Annotated in this window: 30 protein-coding genes; 3 read left to right on the forward strand and 27 right to left on the reverse strand. The window is 60.9% G+C overall.

Translation table 11 applies throughout. The annotated features are described in order from the left end of the window. Positions 1-85 precede the first annotated feature (85 nt). The 26 genes from NH8B_RS04575 to NH8B_RS20735 all read right to left on the reverse strand — a co-directional run bounded on the left by NH8B_RS04575 (position 86) and on the right by NH8B_RS20735 (position 13,240). Positions 86-340, reverse strand: a complete 255-nt coding sequence (locus NH8B_RS04575; RefSeq protein ID WP_014086218.1) for a helix-turn-helix transcriptional regulator — start codon at positions 338-340, stop codon at positions 86-88. Between the two features lie 121 nt (positions 341-461). Further along, entirely contained in the window at positions 462-767 is a 306-nt protein-coding gene (locus tag NH8B_RS04580; protein WP_014086219.1) for a hypothetical protein, read from the reverse strand. Further along, positions 764-1,024 (reverse strand): H-NS family nucleoid-associated regulatory protein, encoded by a 261-nt coding sequence (locus tag NH8B_RS04585; RefSeq protein ID WP_014086220.1) that lies wholly within the window; start codon positions 1,022-1,024, stop codon positions 764-766. Before NH8B_RS04585 ends, NH8B_RS04580 begins: the two co-directional genes overlap by 4 nt. Beyond that, positions 1,021-1,641, reverse strand: coding sequence for a hypothetical protein (locus tag NH8B_RS04590; RefSeq protein WP_014086221.1), 621 nt, complete (start codon positions 1,639-1,641; stop codon positions 1,021-1,023). Before NH8B_RS04590 ends, NH8B_RS04585 begins: the two co-directional genes overlap by 4 nt. Positions 1,642-1,801: 160 nt before the next feature. Further along, positions 1,802-2,470, reverse strand: a complete 669-nt coding sequence (locus tag NH8B_RS04595; protein WP_014086223.1) for a hypothetical protein — start codon at positions 2,468-2,470, stop codon at positions 1,802-1,804. A 77-nt stretch (positions 2,471-2,547) separates the two neighbouring features. Further along, entirely contained in the window at positions 2,548-3,654 is a 1,107-nt protein-coding gene (locus NH8B_RS04600; protein WP_014086224.1) for an RNA-directed DNA polymerase, read from the reverse strand. A gap of 2 nt (positions 3,655-3,656) precedes the next feature. Next, positions 3,657-4,415 (reverse strand): DNA cytosine methyltransferase, encoded by a 759-nt coding sequence (locus tag NH8B_RS20345; protein ID WP_369751176.1) that lies wholly within the window; start codon positions 4,413-4,415, stop codon positions 3,657-3,659. Next, positions 4,321-4,872, reverse strand: coding sequence for a DNA cytosine methyltransferase (locus NH8B_RS21365; RefSeq protein ID WP_369751177.1), 552 nt, complete (start codon positions 4,870-4,872; stop codon positions 4,321-4,323). Before NH8B_RS21365 ends, NH8B_RS20345 begins: the two co-directional genes overlap by 95 nt. 37 nt (positions 4,873-4,909) lie before the next feature. Next, complete coding sequence (locus tag NH8B_RS04610; protein WP_014086227.1) at positions 4,910-5,266, reverse strand: four helix bundle protein; 357 nt, start codon at positions 5,264-5,266, stop codon at positions 4,910-4,912. 53 nt (positions 5,267-5,319) lie between these two features. Next, positions 5,320-5,928 carry a DUF1566 domain-containing protein gene (locus tag NH8B_RS04615; RefSeq protein ID WP_014086228.1) on the reverse strand — a complete coding sequence of 203 codons (609 nt, stop codon included), beginning with the start codon at positions 5,926-5,928 and terminating at the stop codon, positions 5,320-5,322. Between the two features lie 59 nt (positions 5,929-5,987). Then, the gene (locus tag NH8B_RS04620) at positions 5,988-6,599 is read right to left on the reverse strand and encodes an Lcl domain-containing protein (RefSeq protein WP_014086229.1); all 612 of its coding nucleotides are present in this window, start codon (positions 6,597-6,599) and stop codon (positions 5,988-5,990) included. A 101-nt stretch (positions 6,600-6,700) separates the two neighbouring features. Continuing rightward, positions 6,701-7,363, reverse strand: coding sequence for a deoxynucleotide monophosphate kinase family protein (locus NH8B_RS04625; RefSeq protein ID WP_014086230.1), 663 nt, complete (start codon positions 7,361-7,363; stop codon positions 6,701-6,703). Continuing rightward, positions 7,360-7,983 carry a 3'-5' exonuclease gene (locus tag NH8B_RS04630; protein ID WP_014086231.1) on the reverse strand — a complete coding sequence of 208 codons (624 nt, stop codon included), beginning with the start codon at positions 7,981-7,983 and terminating at the stop codon, positions 7,360-7,362. The genes NH8B_RS04625 and NH8B_RS04630 overlap by 4 nt, the downstream gene beginning before the upstream one ends. 114 nt (positions 7,984-8,097) lie before the next feature. Next, positions 8,098-8,355: a helix-turn-helix domain-containing protein gene (locus NH8B_RS04635; protein WP_014086232.1), complete on the reverse strand. Its 258-nt coding sequence runs from the start codon at positions 8,353-8,355 to the stop codon at positions 8,098-8,100. An 8-nt stretch (positions 8,356-8,363) separates the two neighbouring features. Continuing rightward, positions 8,364-8,498, reverse strand: a complete 135-nt coding sequence (locus tag NH8B_RS21285) for a hypothetical protein (RefSeq protein WP_014086233.1) — start codon at positions 8,496-8,498, stop codon at positions 8,364-8,366. Positions 8,499-8,501: 3 nt separating this feature from the next. Beyond that, complete coding sequence (locus NH8B_RS04640) at positions 8,502-9,098, reverse strand: hypothetical protein (protein ID WP_014086234.1); 597 nt, start codon at positions 9,096-9,098, stop codon at positions 8,502-8,504. Next, positions 9,095-9,610: a hypothetical protein gene (locus NH8B_RS21130; RefSeq protein ID WP_014086235.1), complete on the reverse strand. Its 516-nt coding sequence runs from the start codon at positions 9,608-9,610 to the stop codon at positions 9,095-9,097. Before NH8B_RS21130 ends, NH8B_RS04640 begins: the two co-directional genes overlap by 4 nt. Then, positions 9,610-10,017 carry a hypothetical protein gene (locus NH8B_RS04650; RefSeq protein ID WP_014086236.1) on the reverse strand — a complete coding sequence of 136 codons (408 nt, stop codon included), beginning with the start codon at positions 10,015-10,017 and terminating at the stop codon, positions 9,610-9,612. The genes NH8B_RS21130 and NH8B_RS04650 overlap by 1 nt, the downstream gene beginning before the upstream one ends. A 2-nt stretch (positions 10,018-10,019) precedes the next feature. After that, complete coding sequence (locus NH8B_RS04655) at positions 10,020-10,304, reverse strand: hypothetical protein (protein ID WP_014086237.1); 285 nt, start codon at positions 10,302-10,304, stop codon at positions 10,020-10,022. A gap of 110 nt (positions 10,305-10,414) precedes the next feature. Further along, positions 10,415-10,615 carry a hypothetical protein gene (locus tag NH8B_RS04660; RefSeq protein WP_014086239.1) on the reverse strand — a complete coding sequence of 67 codons (201 nt, stop codon included), beginning with the start codon at positions 10,613-10,615 and terminating at the stop codon, positions 10,415-10,417. Continuing rightward, positions 10,612-10,749, reverse strand: coding sequence for a hypothetical protein (locus NH8B_RS21025; protein WP_158453611.1), 138 nt, complete (start codon positions 10,747-10,749; stop codon positions 10,612-10,614). The genes NH8B_RS04660 and NH8B_RS21025 overlap by 4 nt, the downstream gene beginning before the upstream one ends. A gap of 675 nt (positions 10,750-11,424) precedes the next feature. Beyond that, positions 11,425-11,592 (reverse strand): hypothetical protein, encoded by a 168-nt coding sequence (locus NH8B_RS21030; protein ID WP_014086241.1) that lies wholly within the window; start codon positions 11,590-11,592, stop codon positions 11,425-11,427. Positions 11,593-11,660: 68 nt separating this feature from the next. After that, the gene (locus NH8B_RS04665) at positions 11,661-11,987 is read right to left on the reverse strand and encodes a helix-turn-helix domain-containing protein (RefSeq protein WP_014086242.1); all 327 of its coding nucleotides are present in this window, start codon (positions 11,985-11,987) and stop codon (positions 11,661-11,663) included. A 98-nt stretch (positions 11,988-12,085) separates the two neighbouring features. Then, positions 12,086-12,430 (reverse strand): helix-turn-helix domain-containing protein, encoded by a 345-nt coding sequence (locus NH8B_RS04670; RefSeq protein ID WP_014086243.1) that lies wholly within the window; start codon positions 12,428-12,430, stop codon positions 12,086-12,088. Between the two features lie 104 nt (positions 12,431-12,534). Next, positions 12,535-13,032 carry a hypothetical protein gene (locus tag NH8B_RS04675; protein ID WP_014086244.1) on the reverse strand — a complete coding sequence of 166 codons (498 nt, stop codon included), beginning with the start codon at positions 13,030-13,032 and terminating at the stop codon, positions 12,535-12,537. Between the two features lie 13 nt (positions 13,033-13,045). Further along, positions 13,046-13,240 (reverse strand): hypothetical protein, encoded by a 195-nt coding sequence (locus NH8B_RS20735; protein ID WP_014086245.1) that lies wholly within the window; start codon positions 13,238-13,240, stop codon positions 13,046-13,048. Positions 13,241-13,810: 570 nt separating this feature from the next. Here NH8B_RS20735 and NH8B_RS04680 point away from each other — a divergent pair. Further along, positions 13,811-14,221: a J517_1871 family lipoprotein gene (locus tag NH8B_RS04680; protein WP_041703282.1), complete on the forward strand. Its 411-nt coding sequence runs from the start codon at positions 13,811-13,813 to the stop codon at positions 14,219-14,221. 27 nt (positions 14,222-14,248) lie between these two features. Here the strand turns inward: NH8B_RS04680 and NH8B_RS20140 are convergent, their stop codons facing one another. Next, the gene (locus NH8B_RS20140; protein WP_014086247.1) at positions 14,249-14,944 is read right to left on the reverse strand and encodes an XRE family transcriptional regulator; all 696 of its coding nucleotides are present in this window, start codon (positions 14,942-14,944) and stop codon (positions 14,249-14,251) included. 72 nt (positions 14,945-15,016) lie between these two features. Between NH8B_RS20140 and NH8B_RS20740 the strand changes: the two genes are divergently transcribed. Together NH8B_RS20740 and NH8B_RS20745 are read left to right on the forward strand one after the other, a co-directional pair. Beyond that, positions 15,017-15,211, forward strand: coding sequence for a hypothetical protein (locus NH8B_RS20740; protein WP_041702826.1), 195 nt, complete (start codon positions 15,017-15,019; stop codon positions 15,209-15,211). A 204-nt stretch (positions 15,212-15,415) separates the two neighbouring features. Next, a complete protein-coding gene (locus NH8B_RS20745; RefSeq protein WP_014086249.1) occupies positions 15,416-15,874 on the forward strand; it encodes a phage regulatory CII family protein in 459 nt (152 codons plus the stop codon). Positions 15,875-15,988 lie beyond the last annotated feature (114 nt).

The following is a 15,988-nucleotide window of genomic DNA, read 5'->3' on the forward strand; positions in this document are numbered from 1 at the left end:
ACGCATGCCGGGGTATTACGCTTTGCGCTGCATTGTAATGCAAAAAGCCACCGTGTCCGGTGGCCTTGATTCTGGTGGCGGGCTCTCATGCCGCCGCCCTCTGTCCAACCTTCCACAACTGCCAGGCATCGATTTCGGATTCTAGCCAGGCCACGCTTTTGCCGCCAAGCGGCACCGGGGCCGGGAATTCGCCAACGGCGATCCAGTCGTACATGGTGGTCTTGCTGATGCCGCAGCGATCCAGCACCGTGGCGCAGCGCAGGAAGCGATCGCCTTTTACTGGTGACTGGCTGGACCAGGGGTGCAGGGCAATGGCTGCCTTCGTTTCGTTGATTGTCATTCCGTGTTCTCTCTATTTTCGCTTCCTTGCTGGTCCAGTGTTGCGGCCAGCTGCTCCAGCGTGCCGCCCTTGGTCAGCCATTCCTGCACCCAGCCCGGGCGCTGGCCTGGCGCCTGTCTTTTCACTTGATGTAAACCCGGTCGCCGCCGGCGCTGTGGTAGTACTTCCCTCCGCGCTTGCCGGTGAATATCTCCTTTCCGTCCGCCGTGGTGCCGGACCCGATCAAGTCGGCCCGCTGCTGGCTGATGGTGCTGCCGGCAGCGATGAGGACGGCCTGAGTCTGGTCGCTGGGCATGGAAGCGACGGTGTTGACGGCGTAGCGCTCGCCAAACTCGGCCGGGCCGAGGCGGTGCTTGGCGTCGAAGTCGCCGGCGAGGGTGGTGGCGCTGGCCGCGGCCAGTAGTAGGGTGATGATGTGGTGTTTCATGCTGCGTTCTCCAGTAGATCTGTGTGCGCGGCCAACTGCTCTAGAGTGCCGCCCTTGGCCAGCCATTCCTGTACCCAGCCCGGGCGCTGACCGCGACCGGCCCACACCATTACATCGCCGGCGCTGCTGCCCATCGCGTAGAAAACCTGCCGTCCGCGCAGGTGGTTGTCCGCCAGTCGGCGGCGCACATCAGGCGGCAGAAGCACCGCCGCCTGCTGTCCGGTGGCGACCAGACAAAGCTCGATCTGGCCGCTCATGCATCAATCCTCCGAAACTCGACCACCCACACCCAGGGATTAGCCTCCCACCCCTCGGCCCCATAGATCGGCTCCCATACACCACGACGGAACGTCGCAACGGGCAGCGTCTCCCCGGACGGGTTGGTCGACGGCACGCCGGCCGCCGATTCGTTGAGGCCAATCCCTTCGGCGATCGCATCGGCGTCGCTGATGTCCTGCAGGCGCTCCGCGCGCACACTGACAACTTCCAACAGGATGCGGCTTGCCCAGCGTGGCATGAGCATGGCGCGATGGTACTGACTAGCACCTTTGTTGCCGTTATCTAGGGCGTGTCGGACTAAACTGCGTGCGAATGTACATACGGTCGGCGCGTTAAAGATGCCGGGGAGGCGCCATGTCTGCCGCACCCACAGCCGGTCGCCGACGGCAAATGGCGATTTGCGCCTTGGGTCCCATTGTGCTGTGCCGGCTCCGTTGCCGGATGGGCCGTTACCCATCCATTGATCGCGGCAGATGCTTACCCGCGTCGTGCGGTGGTCAGGCTGCGGCTTGATGATCCTCCGTGTCTGCGTTTTCGCGCCGGCGAGGATGGCGCGCACCATCGGCGCGTTGAACGAAATTGGTAGTTCCTTCATGCCGCACTGCCTTTCTTCTGCCGCAAGCCAGCCGTTGCCAACTGATACACCTCCTCGCTCCGACGCTTCGCCTCGTTGGCTGCGTACTGGCATCCCTGGCCCTTGCGTCGGCCGCAGTAGCCGCCGCAGGTGCGGCACTTCGGTTTCTTCGTGGCAGCCATCACACACCCTCCGGCTTCGGCGTCGCTGGCTGGCGGGTGGACACGTCGTAAAGCACGGTGTTTTCAACGGTGTAGAAGGTCGGTGCATCGTGCTGCCACACGAAGTCCTGAATCATCTGGCCAAGCTCATTGAGCTTGTCGTACGGCAGGTGTGGCCAGTCATCGGCGTGCTCGCCTGCCTCATCTGCAGCCTGGCAATTCATCTGCTCCAGCACGTCATCAGCCAGGGAAACGGGGCTGCCCGGCGCGTAGTGTTTCGCTTCCCCGATGTGCACATGTGCCGCATCATCCACATCGTAGGTATTCAGGTAGTCGTCCAGAGCTTCATCAATGCTGGTGAAGCTGCCGTGATACTCCTCACCGTTGTTACTCCAGCAGTATTCCTTGGCGCTCTCGGCGGCCGACAGCACCTCTTTCTCTTCGCCGTCATCTTCCTCGGCCTCGATGGGGGTGACGCTGAACGGCAGCTTGCCCAGCTGCTCCAGGGCGATGGCGATACCCAGGCGGATGCCCTTGGCGATGTCGCTGCCGGCCTCGATTGTGCGATCGCCCAACCGGATGCCGGCGTCACGGTTGTTCGTGATCAGCTCCAGCTGCTCGACACGGTTCTTGTGCCACTCCGTCAGGGTGTTGATGAATTCCACTACTTCCGGGTTGTTGGTTTGCATTTGCTGCTCCTGAAAAAGTGAGGCCACCGTGGTGGTGGCCTGTTTGATTGCGCTGCCTGCAGCTGACGCTGCTTGAGTTACTTCCGGTGCTTCCGATACGTCTTGGTCAGCCCGCCATTGACCGTCATCCCCCGCAGCCGCAGCACATTCGCCAGTCTTGCGCGGTCGTGGTGGCTGTGCGTGGCCTGGGTGAGCAGGCCGAAGTAACTGTTGGCCGTTTCGAACAGGTCGGTCGGGTGGATACTGGCGGCCCGGCGCAACGCCTGGCGGTAGGTTTTGCGGCGGGTGGCGCGGTGCCAGGGTTTGATGACCTGGCCGACGAAGTCGATGCCGCGGCTGACCGGCTGCAGGATGGTCTTGGCCGGGTTGAGCCGGACATGGAGCCGGGCCGGAAGCCATGCTTCGATCTGGTCGTGGGTGGCGCTCAGCCACTGTGCCGACTCGTGCAGCAGAATGAAGTCGTCGACGTAGCGGATGTAATGCCGCGCGCGCAGCTGGTGCTTGGCGTACTGGTCGAGCGCGTTGAGGTATACGTTGGCGAAAAACTGGCTCGACAGGTTGCCGATGGGTAGGCCGAGGTGCGCGGGTTGTTCGGCCAACCTTTTGTGCCTCGGCACGAGATCCACGAGCGCCGGCGAACTGTGCAGCTCGTAGTCCGTGCGCGGGTCGTGGAACAGGATCTGCTCGGCCAGCGCCAGCCACCAGGCTTCGTCGATCTTGGCGGCCAGCTGGTCGCGCAGGACGCGCTTGTCGATGCTGACGAAGAAGTTGGCCAGGTCGCACTTGAGGTAAAACGCCGGACGGCTCCAGTTCTGTGTGATGCGTCGTACCTTCGCTTCCAGCCGCTCGGCCGCGTACAGCGTGCCGCGCCCAGGAATGCAGGCGCAGCTATCGGTGATGAAGCTGGCGTGGAAGCGGGGCGCGATGTGGTTGTAGAGCAGGTGGTGGACGATCCGGTCGCGGAAGTCCGCCGCCCACACCTCGCGAGGCTTCGGCCTCGTCACTACAAAGCAGATGCTGCGCCCTGGGCTGTAGGTGCCACTGGCCAGCTCGTCGTATAGCTGGCAGAGGTTGCGTTCAAGGTTCTGCTCGAAGGCTAGGGCGTTGTGACTGTTGCGCTTGGAGCGGCGGCAGTCGTAGTAGGCGGTGACGAGGGTTTCAATGGAGAGGGTATCAGGCGGCATCCTCATGCTCCGCCCAAGACAACCCATGCTGCTGCTGCCACTCTCGAAACCTGTCCATTGCCAAGGGCTTTAAGTCTGTCCACCCGATGGGCCACCCCATGAGCCACTCGACCCACGTTGGGTTCAGCTGGCCACCTGCGCCACCCTCCGGTGATACTGCTGTCGGCAGCCTTACTTGCTGTCGTTTTGCCTTCCGCTCGGCAAGTGACTGGTGACTCCACTTTGTAGCATCTGATGCCGCAGGTGTCGGCCATGTTCTGGCCGATACGGCCTCGATCAGCGTTCCCCTTTCTCTGCTTTTCCTGGGGGTGATCCGGCCCCCTTTCGATCCAAGGGTGGCTGTTGGCGTTGGCCACAGCATTGATGCCTTTGTCGCCGCTGGAAGTCCATTGCGGGGATTGGATAGGTCGAAATTGCCGCGTTTCTCCGCGTCGTTCGCCTTGGGCGTAGGCCACAATCCAGATGCGGTCGCGCTGATGGGGCGCTCCAAGGTCGGATGCTGATAAACATGCCCACTGCGCGTCATACCCCAGCGCGGCAAGGTCACCGAGGACCACGGCAAGTCCTCTTCCCACAAGCAGAGGTGAGTTTTCCACGAAGACGAAGCGTGGTCGTACCTCGCCGATAATTCTGGCCATTTCGCGCCAGAGTCCAGAACGGGTTCCGTCAATGCCCGTACCCCCCCCCGGCGGCGGAGATGTCCTGGCACGGAAACCCTCCCGATACCACGTCAACAAGGCCTCGCCATGGTCTTCCGTCAAAACTGCACACGTCAGACCAAATCGGGAAAGCTGGGAGGCATCCATCGTTTTGTCGTTGCGCCAGAACTTGTGCGGCGTAGGCATCACGCTCAACGGCGCAGATGGTGCGCCATCCGAGGAGGTGGCCGCCGAGTAGGCCGCCACCAGCGCCTGTGAAAAGAGCCAGCTCATTCAAGGGGTGCTCCTGAGGAAAAGGTTTCCGGCATGGCCCTCGCCGGTTGAATCTGCGGACGGCTCGCGCACGGTACTGGTTGTCCTTGTGGTCGTTGTTCTGGTTACCATCGTCGAAGTTCTGGTTCCAGGCGTTGTTGGGCGAGTACTGCGTCGGTTCGTGCTTTACACGTCGCCCCGGCGAAGGCGTGAGCCGATCAGCGGGGAAACTGCGCCAGACCTGCCCGGCGTAGGCCGGCGGTATCCCTAGAGCGCATGGCGGTGGCCTTGTGGGCCAGCGGCACAACCAGATTCAAATCGCACGGGCCTGACCGCCGTGACGGTCAGGCAGCAGGCGTGGATGCGGACTTCTTGCGCCACCCGTTGGCTTGCTTCCCGATCTGGTCGGTCAACGCGATGGCCTTGGCGTACTGGCCGCGGCTGATGAGGTGCAAGTCGCTACAGAGGCGGAGGGTGAGCTCCACCACTTGCAGGCGCTCGAGCATCTTCGACAGGTGAGGCACCTTGTCGCTGGCGCTGTTGGCGTGGTAGATCAGCAGCACCAGGTCAACGCATTCCTTGCGGAGGTCGTTGCCCAAGGTGCTTTTGAAGTCCCGCGACATGTTCCGCGTCAGTTCGGTGACCAGTACCAGCAAGTCATAGGTGACCTTGTAGATCGGGAGGGTGGTGTGTAGGGCCATGCTGGAAAAAATCGCGCGAGTGCGGGCTACGCCCGCACTGAAGGGTTAAATGACTAAAGGGCTAAGACTCTGCGGACGGCTCGCGCACGGTACTGGCGGTCCTTGTGGTCGTAGTACTGGTAACCATCGCCGAAGACCTGGAGCCAGGCGTAGTTGGGCGAGTACTGCGTCGACGACCAGTAATAGCCGTCCACGAACAGCTCCGGCACGTTGACCCAGCACAGGCGCAGTTCGCGACGAGACGGCAGGTAGAAGTCGGCTCGGCCATCGATGAACAGGCCGGCGGCCCATTCTGCAGCAGGGTGCTCAACGTCCGATTCCACCAGCGCCCGGGTATTGGCGAGGCCGTCGCGCTCGTGGGTGGCTTCCGGTTCGTCGTGTTCGTAACCGCCCCAGGCGATGTCCGTGAAGTAGGCCGCCGGATCCGTCGGCACGATCAGGTGCCAGTCCGGGTTGCCGTCCTCTCCTCGCATCAGGCCGGCGTAGATGCCGCCTTCGCCGTGCCAGAACTTGCCGATGGCCGGCGGTCGCGAAGTGCTGACCAGCTCGGCAGTGAGGAGGGCGGGCGCCGGTGCGGCGAGTCGATCGAGCAAGGCCTCGACGACGGTAGCGTGAGGCGCGGTGAGGGTGATGCCGGCGTGCTGCAGGACGATTTCTTCCATGGTGCTCTCCAAATTTTTGGCGCGACCGGGCGCTCCGCGCCCGGTAAATGGGTAAAGGGTTAAAGGACTAACTCTCTGCGGACGGCTCGCGCACGGCACTGGTAGTCCTTGTGGTCGACGTTCTGGTAACCATCGTCGAAGGTCTGGCCCCAGGCGTAGTCGGGCGAGAACTGCGTCGATGCCCAGTACCAACGCGGGTTAAACGCTTCGGCGCCGCCGTCGCGAAAGGCTTCGGCCGGCGTCTGCGCCGGGGTGTCCTCGGTGTAGGGGTAGCCGACCGGCAAGCTGCTCGCGTTGTCGCCGTCGCGGAACGAGCAGTAGTTCTCGCCAGCCGTCGGCTTCAGGTAGCGGTAGCACAGCTCGAGCTCGTCGCGGCTGGGGATGTACCAGTCGTCGAGGCCGTTGATGTTCAGCGCCAGCGCCTGCTGGGCGAGCTCGCTGCCGGCCTCGGCCATGGCCAGGGTGTTGGCGCGGCCGTCGTTGTAGCTGCGTGCGCCGGGGACGTCCTGGCCGAACTCGCCCCACTTGCCGGTGAGGGTGCCGGCGGTTTTCGGCGAGACGATCAGGGCGTACTGCTGGCCGTCGATCTGGAAACGACCAACATAGAAGCCGCCAGCGAACGGCGTGCCGGGGATGGTGGGGGTTTGGACGGGTGCGGCGATGGTGGTCATGCGGTTCTCCTGGGCAAAGGGTGTCCCTCGCGGCGTGGTGGCTGCGATTGGGATGGTGTGTTGGGTTGTGGCCGGGCTGGCCGAGGGGTGAAGCGGTGGGGTTAGCGGGGCGAGCTGGCGATGAGGCTGTCCGTTTTTACGAGCAAGTCCGCAATCGTCCCGTCGTTAGTGATCAGGTGGTCATCAGGCTGCGCTGCCAAGCCGCGTTCCGTCCCGTGGTCGCTGGCCGTTTCCAGTCCGGGGCGGCAGATGTGCCACATCGTGCCGTTGTTCTCCCGAATCATGTCGGCCTCGGCCTCCGGGAAGGGCGCCGTGTGGGCGAAGCGCACACCGCTGACGACGATGCCAACCGGCGGTGTCTTGGCCGTCCAGTGTGCCCAGATGCGCTTGAGGGCGGCGATGATGAAATAGTCCCAGCCCATGGTGGCGCGACGGAAGTCGCCCCATTGCTGCTGTACCCAACGCGGCGAGCGCGGCGCCGTAAAGCTGAGCGGCTCGGTGTTGGACTCGATGAGGTACTGCAGGAATTCGTCATTTGAGCAGCGGGCAAGGGCCAGAAATGGGCAGGGCGTGTCCTTGATGCCTTGCTCAGTCAGGATGGTGGCCATGTCCTCCGACAGATGGAATGCTTTGGAGACTTCCTCGCGGATGGTGTCGGCAAAGCCGATTTTCACAAAGCCATGCCGTGCTACCAAGTGGTCAGCAATGGTGTCCTTGCCGGACTTGAGCGGACCGGCGAGTCCGATGAGGATGGTGGTGCTCATGGGGTGGTGGCCTCTGCGGTACGGGTCTTCATGGCCTCGATGCGGATCTGAATGTCAGCCAACAGGTTGCACAGGTATTTCGCCTGCTCGGTGGCGTCCGCCAGTGCGTGATGACTGACCGGGTGCGACGTGATGTAACTCGTTTCCCGCTCTTCGCCCAATTGTTGGAGGATCCACTCAAGGTCTTCAGAGCGCGAACGGTGGCTGCGACCGTTGCAGTACTTCCACGGGATAGGTTGGCCCAGCTTCCGGTACTTGTCGGCGACGATCGAGAGATCGAAATCCGGGTCGCGCGTGACGATGGGCAAGATGGAACCATGCCAAGCCTCGATATTGTGCAGCCAGCTGGACAGTGTGGTCAGCGCTTCGACGAGCGGCAATCTATCCGGGTTGGCCAGCTCCTTCAGAGATTCCATCCCTTGTTTGATGTGCCACAGCAGCGTGTCGGCTGACACCGTGCCGTACTTGCTGGCGTCGTCCAGGTCGACGCGGATGTAGAGCGTCTTGTCGATCAGCTGGCCGCCGATCACCACCACGGCGCCAATCGTTGCGATGGCGGCGCTGGGTGAAGCCTGGTCGAGCGTTTCGACGTCGAGTGAGACAAAATCAAGCGGGGTCATTCAAGCGATCCTTTGTTGTGGTGCTGTTGCGTTCTGCAGCCCGGAGCCGTGCAGCGCGGATCCAATTGCGGCGGCGTTGGGCTTGAGTAGCGAGGCTGTTGAAGCGGCGATGGCTCACGCCGCCTCCCGCATTTCTTCCGGCACATGGTTGCGCTGCAGCCGGGCAATCTTGATGCCCTCGACGTGCACGACGCGGATCAGGTCGAGGATGGGTTTCGGGGTGCGGCGGCCGGATTCGTAGCGGCTGCCTGCGGATTGGGTGGCGCCGACGGCGCTCCAGAATGCCGCCTGGTTGAGCCCCATGTAACGGCGCAGATCGCGCATGCTACCGGCGACGAACAGCTCGCGCCGGCGTTGGTGTGTAGTGGCCATGGTGTGCCTCAGTGTGTGAAATGGCCGTGGCGTTGCGCCCATTCGGCCAGGGTGTCGAGGGTGATGAGCAAGACCAGCCCGCCGCTGCCGATGAGCAGGGCGCGGAGGGTGAGCTCGCGGAGGATGGCGAGGGTGGTTTTCATGGTTTAGTCCCACAAGGGCATGAGCGCGCCGACTCCGCCATCGAAGAGGAATCCCGCAATCCCATGGATGGGGTCTTTAGCATTGGCCGCAAACTTGACGTTGGGCAGGGTCTGGATAAGGGCGAGGTAATGGCGTGCGAATCCGGCCTCTCTCTCGACGACAACGCGCTGATACGGGCCATGCCCTGTTCCATCGCAGTGGGTACAGGCAATCGTGCCGGCGGTCGATCCAAAAAAGCCGTGGCCGTCACATTCCCGGCATTCGTAGCTATGACGGCCGTGACGGAACTCCCCTTCGCCATTGCATACATTGCATGCAGATACTTTGCCGTGGCCGTCGCACGCTCCGCAGGTGGTTGGCGGCGGCAGATGGATGTGCAGCGGCTTGTAATCGGGCAGGGCTGCTGCTTCTTCCGCCAAGGAATCTAACGTCGGGAGAGGAGCATGCTCGCTGCTGCACTCGATATCGGGGCTGTCGGCCACGCGAACCAGTACGTGTCCGTTGGTGGCGTAGATGAAGCCGCCACGACGAATGGGCTTGTCGATGCCGCGGTAGTCGCCGGCCGGCGCACAAAACCTCTGGAGTTGTTCCTGGTTCATAGTCTGGTTCCTCTCGTTGCATCGATTGCGGCGTGGTCGGGATGGCGATAGTTCAGAACCCACTCGGGAAACTTGACCAGGCGGGTGCCCTGCACGGCCTGCACACGTGTGCCAATATCCGGTTGGTTCGGGAAGGTGTTGTCATACTGTTCCAGCAGCTCTGCCATTTGGCATTGCCATTGATCCGGCATGGCGTGCATCATGACGCGAGGCAGGGTGAGGAATGAGGCGCGGGAGCAGCCAAACCAGAACCAGAGGGCTTCTTTCCCGGCGTTGGGATAATCGGGGCGATCAATGGCGCCGGTGGCTGTTTCCTTAAAAATCTCCTGCACAATTGCCTCATCGCAGCGCCTACCCATCTCGGTTTTGAATGGGAAGATGGCTTCGGCGCATAAGGCCGCAACTGCCCACTTGCTAAATTCGGTTTCTCTTCCGGCCAGATGTTTCAATGCTTGGTCGCAAGCTACAAAGAGCTTGGCGAGTTGGTCGTTCTGTTCTGTGGGCTGCTCCATCACGCCGCCTCCCTCTGCGCGCTCGCCGCGAGCACGCTACGAAAATCGAATCGGACGCTGGGTGTGCCATCCGTATACGCCACGGCGTGGCGATGCAGGTTGCCGTAGATATCGTCGGTGTGGGTTTTTACGGGGGAGACAATCCCGGCCTCGGCCAGCGCCTCGACCAGCAACTGTCCCAGCACGTTTTCGCCCAGGTCCCGCTGAGTAACGATATTGATGTGCAGTATCAGGCGATCGGCCTGGCCGTCGTGTTCGATCTGTGCCTTGCCTCCGGCCGAATCGATCAGTATCTGTGTGACCGTCAGGACTTCATGGCTGAGCAGGCCGATCGCGGCGGACATCTGCTGGTTGAGCTGGTTGTAGAACTTGGCGAAGAGCGGCGTTTGTGTGCGTGTGCGTTTCATCGTCACACCCTCCGGTAATCGGCCGGGCCGCAGGCGGCGCCGCTGCGCTCGCTGACGACCATGCCTTTGTCGATGAGGTTGGCGAGGCCGCGGCGGATGTCGGCTTCGCGCAGATCCGTCAGGGTGTCGGCCAGCTGCTTGAAGCGGATCGACTGGCCGCGTGGCGGCAGGTGGTTGAACACGAGCGCCTCGCGGGCTTTCATTCCCTCGGTGGCGCTGGGCATGCGGCACAGGGTGAGCTGAGCCAGCATGCCGGAGAGCGGGGTAAAGGCTATGGCGTTAATCATGGGGGAGTCCTCTGGCTTGATTCGGCTGTCTGTTCATCCGATTGGCATGCAGGCAGCCCAAAAAAACGCCCTCGGCGAGGGCAAAGACACGACGGAGGAGAACTACGTGGTTACTCGTACCCGCTGGCGGTGGCCAGGCGGAGGAATTCGCGGTCGTCGCGGTCGTGGGCGCGGCGACGGGTGGCGTTGACCTGGTCGCGGATATGCTTGGGAGGCGTGGCGTCGACGCCTTTGAACAACCCGCTCAAGCGAGCCACAGCCCGTTCGCGCTGGATGTGGTCGGTCGACGTGCCGCGCGCCCAGGACTTCATGCGACCACCTTGCGGGCGATGTGGCGGGCCTGGCCGTGCTTGAAGTCGATGAACCGGAGCCGCATGCCGCGCTCGCGGAACCGGGTGGCGGCTTCTTCGGAGATGTCGCCGATGATGATTTCGATGATGTCCATGGTGTGGCTCCGGGTTGGTGAATGGGTGCCGGTAACGCCATCCGGCTGCTTGTGGCGCGTCGCCTCCCGGCGATGCTTGGCTCGTCTGTTTGGATACCAACTGATGCAGATACTGCCCATTGCGGTTAAAAATCCCGCCCTTGGTTGAGCGAGAGGTGGGCAACCCGCCCACCCGCCAGCCCTCGCTTGGCAAGGACTAGAAGCTGTCGGGTTGTGCCGGTAACGCCATCCGGCTGCCTTCTGGGGTTCCTTTCGGAACAGGCTCGACGCGACGCCATGACCTGCGTCCGGTAGCGGGCTGATATCAACCGGCTACCAGTCGGCCGCTGGTATATCCGCCAGCGGCGGCGGTTCTTCCATGCCTACGAGGCCGTGCTTGCTGCTTGCACGGACGCCTGGCGTTGTGATCTGCGCGAGTGGCTAATGGCCATCGACGCGGGTTCGCTGCTCGCAGTTACTGACGCGCCGCGCATGGTCGCCGGCATGGGGTGGTGGTGACCCGGTCGGGCGGACCGGGCTACGCATTCATGGGTTGTTAAGGATCGGTGCGCCTGCGGGTTGCGGCTGCTGATGGGTTGAATATTACATTTGTAATTAAGAATGTCAATAGCGAAAGTTATATTTGTAATTGCGGGTGTTATTTTTGCGCAACGGCCGCGAGCGCGGCCGGGAGGATTAGTTCTGTTGGAGCTGGTCGTAAAGGCTGGTTAGATCGGCGCGCATCCGGCTGATCATGGCCAGGATGCGCTGCTCCATAGTGTCCAGGTTGTGTAGTGCGTTGGAGATGGATTGCTGCTGGATGGTTGGTGGACAGGATTGGGGGTGCTGTTGATTCTGGCGCATTGCTTCCGCTCTGTAGTGGTTTGGATAGCCTAACTTTACTGAGCGCTTATGGCTTTAGCATGCGTTTTTCACGACTCACTATCAAGTGGCCGCTGCAGGAAGTTGCGCCAGATCATGACGGTGACGCGAATCTGATCGTCGCTGAGATTAGGGAGCATGGCGCGTAGTTCGTGGACCATGGCGGCGCGGTCAGGAGTGGTGATGCCATGCGCCAGCCAGTCGCTACTGACGCCGAAATATGCCGATAGCGTTGCTAAATTACTGTTTTTAGGCATCGTGTCTTTTAGCCACCCGTATACCGTTTGCATGCTGACGCGGCATTCAGCTGCAATCTCCTTGGCTGTCACGCCTCGTTTGCGCTTGATCTTGCGCAGTCTGTCGTGAAAGGTTGGCACGACGGCAGTCTACGTAGAAACACGTAGGACCACCATGGCGCACACTTGGTTTTTTATCAAGTGGACTTGATATGGTCGGTCGGGATTTTAAGGCCTGGCTAAGGCTTCTTGTCTTTTAGGGCGAGGATCAGCTGCCAGAGGCGGGCGATGTCGTCGTTGCCTTTGGCCGTCAGCTGCTCGGCCAGCTCCTCGAGGGAGTCGGCAGCAACATAGCGGCCATCACCTTGGGGTGGCGCCGCGCGCTGGCCTTGCCCGGTTTCCAGCCAGTGGGGGTTCACTTTGAGCGCTCTCGCGATGGGGATGAGCTTGGTTGTAGCAGCGGAAGCCCCGCGTTCCAAGTCGGTGATGGTGGTCTGACTGACACCGGCGCGCTGCGCCAGCGCGGCCTGGGACCAGCTGCGCTTCTCTCGTTCTGTCTTGATGCGGTCACCCAATGCGCTCATGGCCGGCAGTTTGCCGGATATTGCAATTGGAATGCGTGTTGAGTTGATTGGCTATCGTGTAACGAGGGCGAGAAAAAACGCCCATGAGGGCGTTCTTAATTCGTCTAGCTGTCCGGTGACGCCGTCGATGCTTCTGCTTGTGGCATCTGCCCATGCAGGGCCTTGTTGATGATGCCGGCAATGAAGTTTTGTGGCGCTGAACTGACAACCCAGAGTAGCGCAATCAGAACCGTCACAACAAAGCCGCTTGCCAAGTTGGCGAGAGTGTCTCCGAGTAGCCGCTTGTACCACGGAGGGTTGAACGACTTGATCAGGGCGTTCTCTTTGATGGCCTCTCGCTCTTTCTCGAGCTCAGAGGCGAGCATGTTGTCGGCGAACTGGTTCAGGATCTGAAGGGCGTTAGTGCGCCACTGCTGGATATTGGCATCCCTGACCATGGCCACAAACTGATCTTCAATCTCTTGAGTGGTTGGCTCACGCCCGAGAACGGTGGTGCGGTGCGCAACCCATGCAATCTTTTCCTGCTTATACAAAGAATAAGCGACAAGACCTTCAAGGTCGTTGTCGCTGTTGACGAGTCTCGAGAATGTGTTGTGAGCCATGGAGGCTTTCAGTTCAGAACGAGAGCACGCGCTTCGGCTTCTTCACTTTGGCAAACGCTTCAGAGATATCCTGGCTGCTGTAACGGGTGACGGCGATAGACGTCTTCACATTAGTAGGCAGATTGTATTGATCCAAGGTTTTGCCGCTGCTGAGGTCGCGCAATGCTTTTCCCAGGGTTGATGGGCTGAATCCAGTTGTTTTCTTCATTGTCTTGTGCTCCTGCACGGCGGGATGGTCCACTCGTACGGCATGTCCCGCGAACGCGTTAGCTCATTGAAATGCAACTAACGGTTGAATTGTGGGTGCTGACATTGGATTGTGCAATCCAAATTCGGTCACTTCTTTGGCGGCGTATGTAAGCAGATGAATTTTCGTTCACGCAAATAGCCATCGAAAAACACGTCGAAGTTAAGCGTGGCGCGGGTTGATCGTAGTTATCAACAGGCCGAACGCGCGGCTAATTTTGGAGTGTTGCAGACGCACAAATTTTGATGAAGTTCTGTCGTAGCGTTAGCTAACGTGGTGCTCGGCAGGGCTTAGTTAGTCTGCTGCGTGGCACGTTCTTAGCTAACCAGATGCGCGCGCAAATTTGCTATCGCGGGTGGCTTAATATTACAAAGGTTATATTTCGTTGCTATCCTGCTCTCGCTTGATCTTGCCGTGGTCCGGGGTCGCCCTTCCGGTGCCTCGTGCAATGGCGCTACCGCACTGGCGCTGAGCTGGACATAGCTATTGCCGTGCCATACCCTCTTGGCATTGTTGATGTGGGAGGGTTGTATGGCTGTGCGCAGGTTTTGGTGGCTATCAGGTTTGTTTCTCTTGGGAGGGTGCGCCTCCCCGATGGACGACATGCTCAATAATCGCTTCATTGAGGTCATGCCAACAGCGGCCCCCGAAACGTTGGTGGGCGCCTGGACTGGAGCCATGGGGCCGTGGTTGGCCACGGTGAAGCTGGCTCCTGACGGCTCGGGCTTGATGTGTTCTTCGTTTGGCGGGCAGGACCTGCTCTACAGGTTGAAGTATGCAGGCAATGCCGTGTATGTCCAGGATGGCAGCCGCTTCTCTATGAGCAGAAACGGTGGCAATGTGATCGTGACGACAAACTACTTTGGAGGCGGGTATTACCCGTTTGTGGCCGATACGGCCCTCGCCCAGGCCTCAGTGGCGTGCAGTAGTAAGCTGAGATAAAGGAAGCCCCGCCCAGGGGCTTTCCCTTTACATGCCACCGCATACGGCTACTACGCGGCCGATGATCTTGACGTGTGGCATCTGCTCCGGCGCGGCCACAATGTCGGGGTGACTGATCTTGTCGGGGTTGTCGCTGGTGATGCGCAGCCCGCCGCCGATGGCTTTATAGAGCCGCTTCACCTTCACTTCGTCGTCGATGAGCAGGACGTAGACCTTGCCGTCGATGATGGTTTCATTCTGGCAGTAGTCGACCACGATGCTGTCGCCCGACCATAGGCGCGGCTCCATGCTGCCGCCATCGACGACCATGGTTGCGGCGCATTGCGGGTCGATGTTCATTCGCCGTGCCCACTTGGCGGTGAATGCCTGTTTTTGCCCCCGCTCGTCTACGTGCCAGATCGGTGTTCCCGGGCCGGCACTGGCGCGCACGGTGAGCTCGGGCAGGAAAATGTACTCCCCCTCCTGCTTGAGCTCTTCTTCCTGCTCCCACACTGCGATCGGCCGCAGGCTGACTTCGGTCATGCTGCCCTTGCCGGTGTCCAGCCAATGGGCTGAAACGCCAAGCGCGCGTGCCAGGTCGAGCAAGTGCTTTGACCCCTTGTTCCTGCCGCTCTCGATGTGAGCAATGGTGGCCTGGGCTACGCCGCTTTTACGAGCGAGCTGAGCCTGAGTGAGTTGCCTCTCCGCGCGGGCGGCCGCGAGACGTTGTGCGAGTGTGTCCATATAGCAATTGTTATACAGATGAATATTACCTTGGGACTTGCTTGTTAATTACATTTGTAATTAAACTGCGACATGAACTGGAAATCCTTGATTGCCGAACTGCTCAAAGCAGGAATGACGCAAAAGCAGATTGCCGATGAAGTCGGTTGTACCCAGCCGTGCATTGCCGGGCTGGCGACCGGCCGTCGCGGCAAGCAGGTGAGCTATGACATTGGCTCCAAGCTGGTCGCGCTTTCCGAGCGCATGAAGCACGCCAAGTCCGATTAATTGGCGTTCCGAATAGCGTGAGCAGGGCATCCGCCAGCATCACCCCTGATGCTGGCGGGCCTGTTGTTTCCCCTTCAGTCGCACTCCCCTGAGCGGCTGTGGTTTTGGCTCCGGTGCTGCCCGGGGCGTTTTTTATCGTGCTGCGCTGCCAACGATAGATGCTGCGTGGCGTTATTTCTACGGTCGTTTTTTTGGGAGTTGACCATGTCATCTACCGTTCTCGATGCGGCGCATTCTGTTGTTCACGACTATCCGGGCGGCGCGGAAGCACTGGCGACCCGGCTGAAGATGGCGTCGTCCACGCTGCGCTCTCAGGTCAACGTCAATGCCAATACGCATGTGTTCGGCCTGAAAACGGCCGTGACGGCCAGTCAGTTGACGGGTGATCCGCGCATCCTGTTCGCGTTCGCCAGTGAGCTGGGCTACGTGTGCATGCCGGGTGAGGGCATTGAACTGGACGTGTCTCCCTTGATGGCGGTGAGCCAGTTGATGGCGGCGCATGGTGATGTCGGCCAGGTGGTGCATGAGGCGTTGTCCGATGGCCGGATTTCGTCGGCAGAGCAGGATGCGATCGAGGACGCCATCGCGGCCAATATCCAGCGCCTGCATGCGCTCCAGAACGCGGTACGCGCTGCGCGCCGCAAGGGTGGTCGCTGTGACTGACGATGCCTCCCGCGAGCTTTACCGGCTGTGCTGGAAGGTGGGGCGGGCGCATCCGGATGACAAGCCGAGGCTGCGGCGTCGGCATATCAATCTGTTGAAGCAGTTGTTGGATAG

It is taken from the genome of Pseudogulbenkiania sp. NH8B, from assembly GCF_000283535.1.
Taxonomy (GTDB): domain Bacteria; phylum Pseudomonadota; class Gammaproteobacteria; order Burkholderiales; family Chromobacteriaceae; genus Pseudogulbenkiania; species Pseudogulbenkiania ferrooxidans.

What these genes read in the sequence shown, in the direction of transcription:
- NH8B_RS04575 (WP_014086218.1), bottom strand. Translation starts at nt 340, where the DNA reads ATGACAATCAACGAAACGAAGGCAGCCATTGCCCTGCACCCCTGGTCC.
- NH8B_RS04580 (WP_014086219.1), bottom strand. Translation starts at nt 767, where the DNA reads ATGAAACACCACATCATCACCCTACTACTGGCCGCGGCCAGCGCCACC.
- NH8B_RS04585 (WP_014086220.1), bottom strand. Translation starts at nt 1,024, where the DNA reads ATGAGCGGCCAGATCGAGCTTTGTCTGGTCGCCACCGGACAGCAGGCG.
- NH8B_RS04590 (WP_014086221.1), bottom strand. Translation starts at nt 1,641, where the DNA reads ATGAAGGAACTACCAATTTCGTTCAACGCGCCGATGGTGCGCGCCATC.
- NH8B_RS04595 (WP_014086223.1), bottom strand. Translation starts at nt 2,470, where the DNA reads ATGCAAACCAACAACCCGGAAGTAGTGGAATTCATCAACACCCTGACG.
- NH8B_RS04600 (WP_014086224.1), bottom strand. Translation starts at nt 3,654, where the DNA reads ATGCCGCCTGATACCCTCTCCATTGAAACCCTCGTCACCGCCTACTAC.
- NH8B_RS04610 (WP_014086227.1), bottom strand. Translation starts at nt 5,266, where the DNA reads ATGGCCCTACACACCACCCTCCCGATCTACAAGGTCACCTATGACTTG.
- NH8B_RS04615 (WP_014086228.1), bottom strand. Translation starts at nt 5,928, where the DNA reads ATGGAAGAAATCGTCCTGCAGCACGCCGGCATCACCCTCACCGCGCCT.
- NH8B_RS04620 (WP_014086229.1), bottom strand. Translation starts at nt 6,599, where the DNA reads ATGACCACCATCGCCGCACCCGTCCAAACCCCCACCATCCCCGGCACG.
- NH8B_RS04625 (WP_014086230.1), bottom strand. Translation starts at nt 7,363, where the DNA reads ATGAGCACCACCATCCTCATCGGACTCGCCGGTCCGCTCAAGTCCGGC.
- NH8B_RS04630 (WP_014086231.1), bottom strand. Translation starts at nt 7,983, where the DNA reads ATGACCCCGCTTGATTTTGTCTCACTCGACGTCGAAACGCTCGACCAG.
- NH8B_RS04635 (WP_014086232.1), bottom strand. Translation starts at nt 8,355, where the DNA reads ATGGCCACTACACACCAACGCCGGCGCGAGCTGTTCGTCGCCGGTAGC.
- NH8B_RS21285 (WP_014086233.1), bottom strand. Translation starts at nt 8,498, where the DNA reads ATGAAAACCACCCTCGCCATCCTCCGCGAGCTCACCCTCCGCGCCCTG.
- NH8B_RS04640 (WP_014086234.1), bottom strand. Translation starts at nt 9,098, where the DNA reads ATGAACCAGGAACAACTCCAGAGGTTTTGTGCGCCGGCCGGCGACTAC.
- NH8B_RS21130 (WP_014086235.1), bottom strand. Translation starts at nt 9,610, where the DNA reads ATGGAGCAGCCCACAGAACAGAACGACCAACTCGCCAAGCTCTTTGTA.
- NH8B_RS04650 (WP_014086236.1), bottom strand. Translation starts at nt 10,017, where the DNA reads ATGAAACGCACACGCACACAAACGCCGCTCTTCGCCAAGTTCTACAAC.
- NH8B_RS04655 (WP_014086237.1), bottom strand. Translation starts at nt 10,304, where the DNA reads ATGATTAACGCCATAGCCTTTACCCCGCTCTCCGGCATGCTGGCTCAG.
- NH8B_RS04660 (WP_014086239.1), bottom strand. Translation starts at nt 10,615, where the DNA reads ATGAAGTCCTGGGCGCGCGGCACGTCGACCGACCACATCCAGCGCGAA.
- NH8B_RS21025 (WP_158453611.1), bottom strand. Translation starts at nt 10,749, where the DNA reads ATGGACATCATCGAAATCATCATCGGCGACATCTCCGAAGAAGCCGCC.
- NH8B_RS21030 (WP_014086241.1), bottom strand. Translation starts at nt 11,592, where the DNA reads ATGCGCCAGAATCAACAGCACCCCCAATCCTGTCCACCAACCATCCAG.
- NH8B_RS04670 (WP_014086243.1), bottom strand. Translation starts at nt 12,430, where the DNA reads ATGAGCGCATTGGGTGACCGCATCAAGACAGAACGAGAGAAGCGCAGC.
- NH8B_RS04675 (WP_014086244.1), bottom strand. Translation starts at nt 13,032, where the DNA reads ATGGCTCACAACACATTCTCGAGACTCGTCAACAGCGACAACGACCTT.
- NH8B_RS20735 (WP_014086245.1), bottom strand. Translation starts at nt 13,240, where the DNA reads ATGAAGAAAACAACTGGATTCAGCCCATCAACCCTGGGAAAAGCATTG.
- NH8B_RS04680 (WP_041703282.1), top strand. Translation starts at nt 13,811, where the DNA reads ATGGCTGTGCGCAGGTTTTGGTGGCTATCAGGTTTGTTTCTCTTGGGA.
- NH8B_RS20140 (WP_014086247.1), bottom strand. Translation starts at nt 14,944, where the DNA reads ATGGACACACTCGCACAACGTCTCGCGGCCGCCCGCGCGGAGAGGCAA.
- NH8B_RS20740 (WP_041702826.1), top strand. Translation starts at nt 15,017, where the DNA reads ATGAACTGGAAATCCTTGATTGCCGAACTGCTCAAAGCAGGAATGACG.
- NH8B_RS20745 (WP_014086249.1), top strand. Translation starts at nt 15,416, where the DNA reads ATGTCATCTACCGTTCTCGATGCGGCGCATTCTGTTGTTCACGACTAT.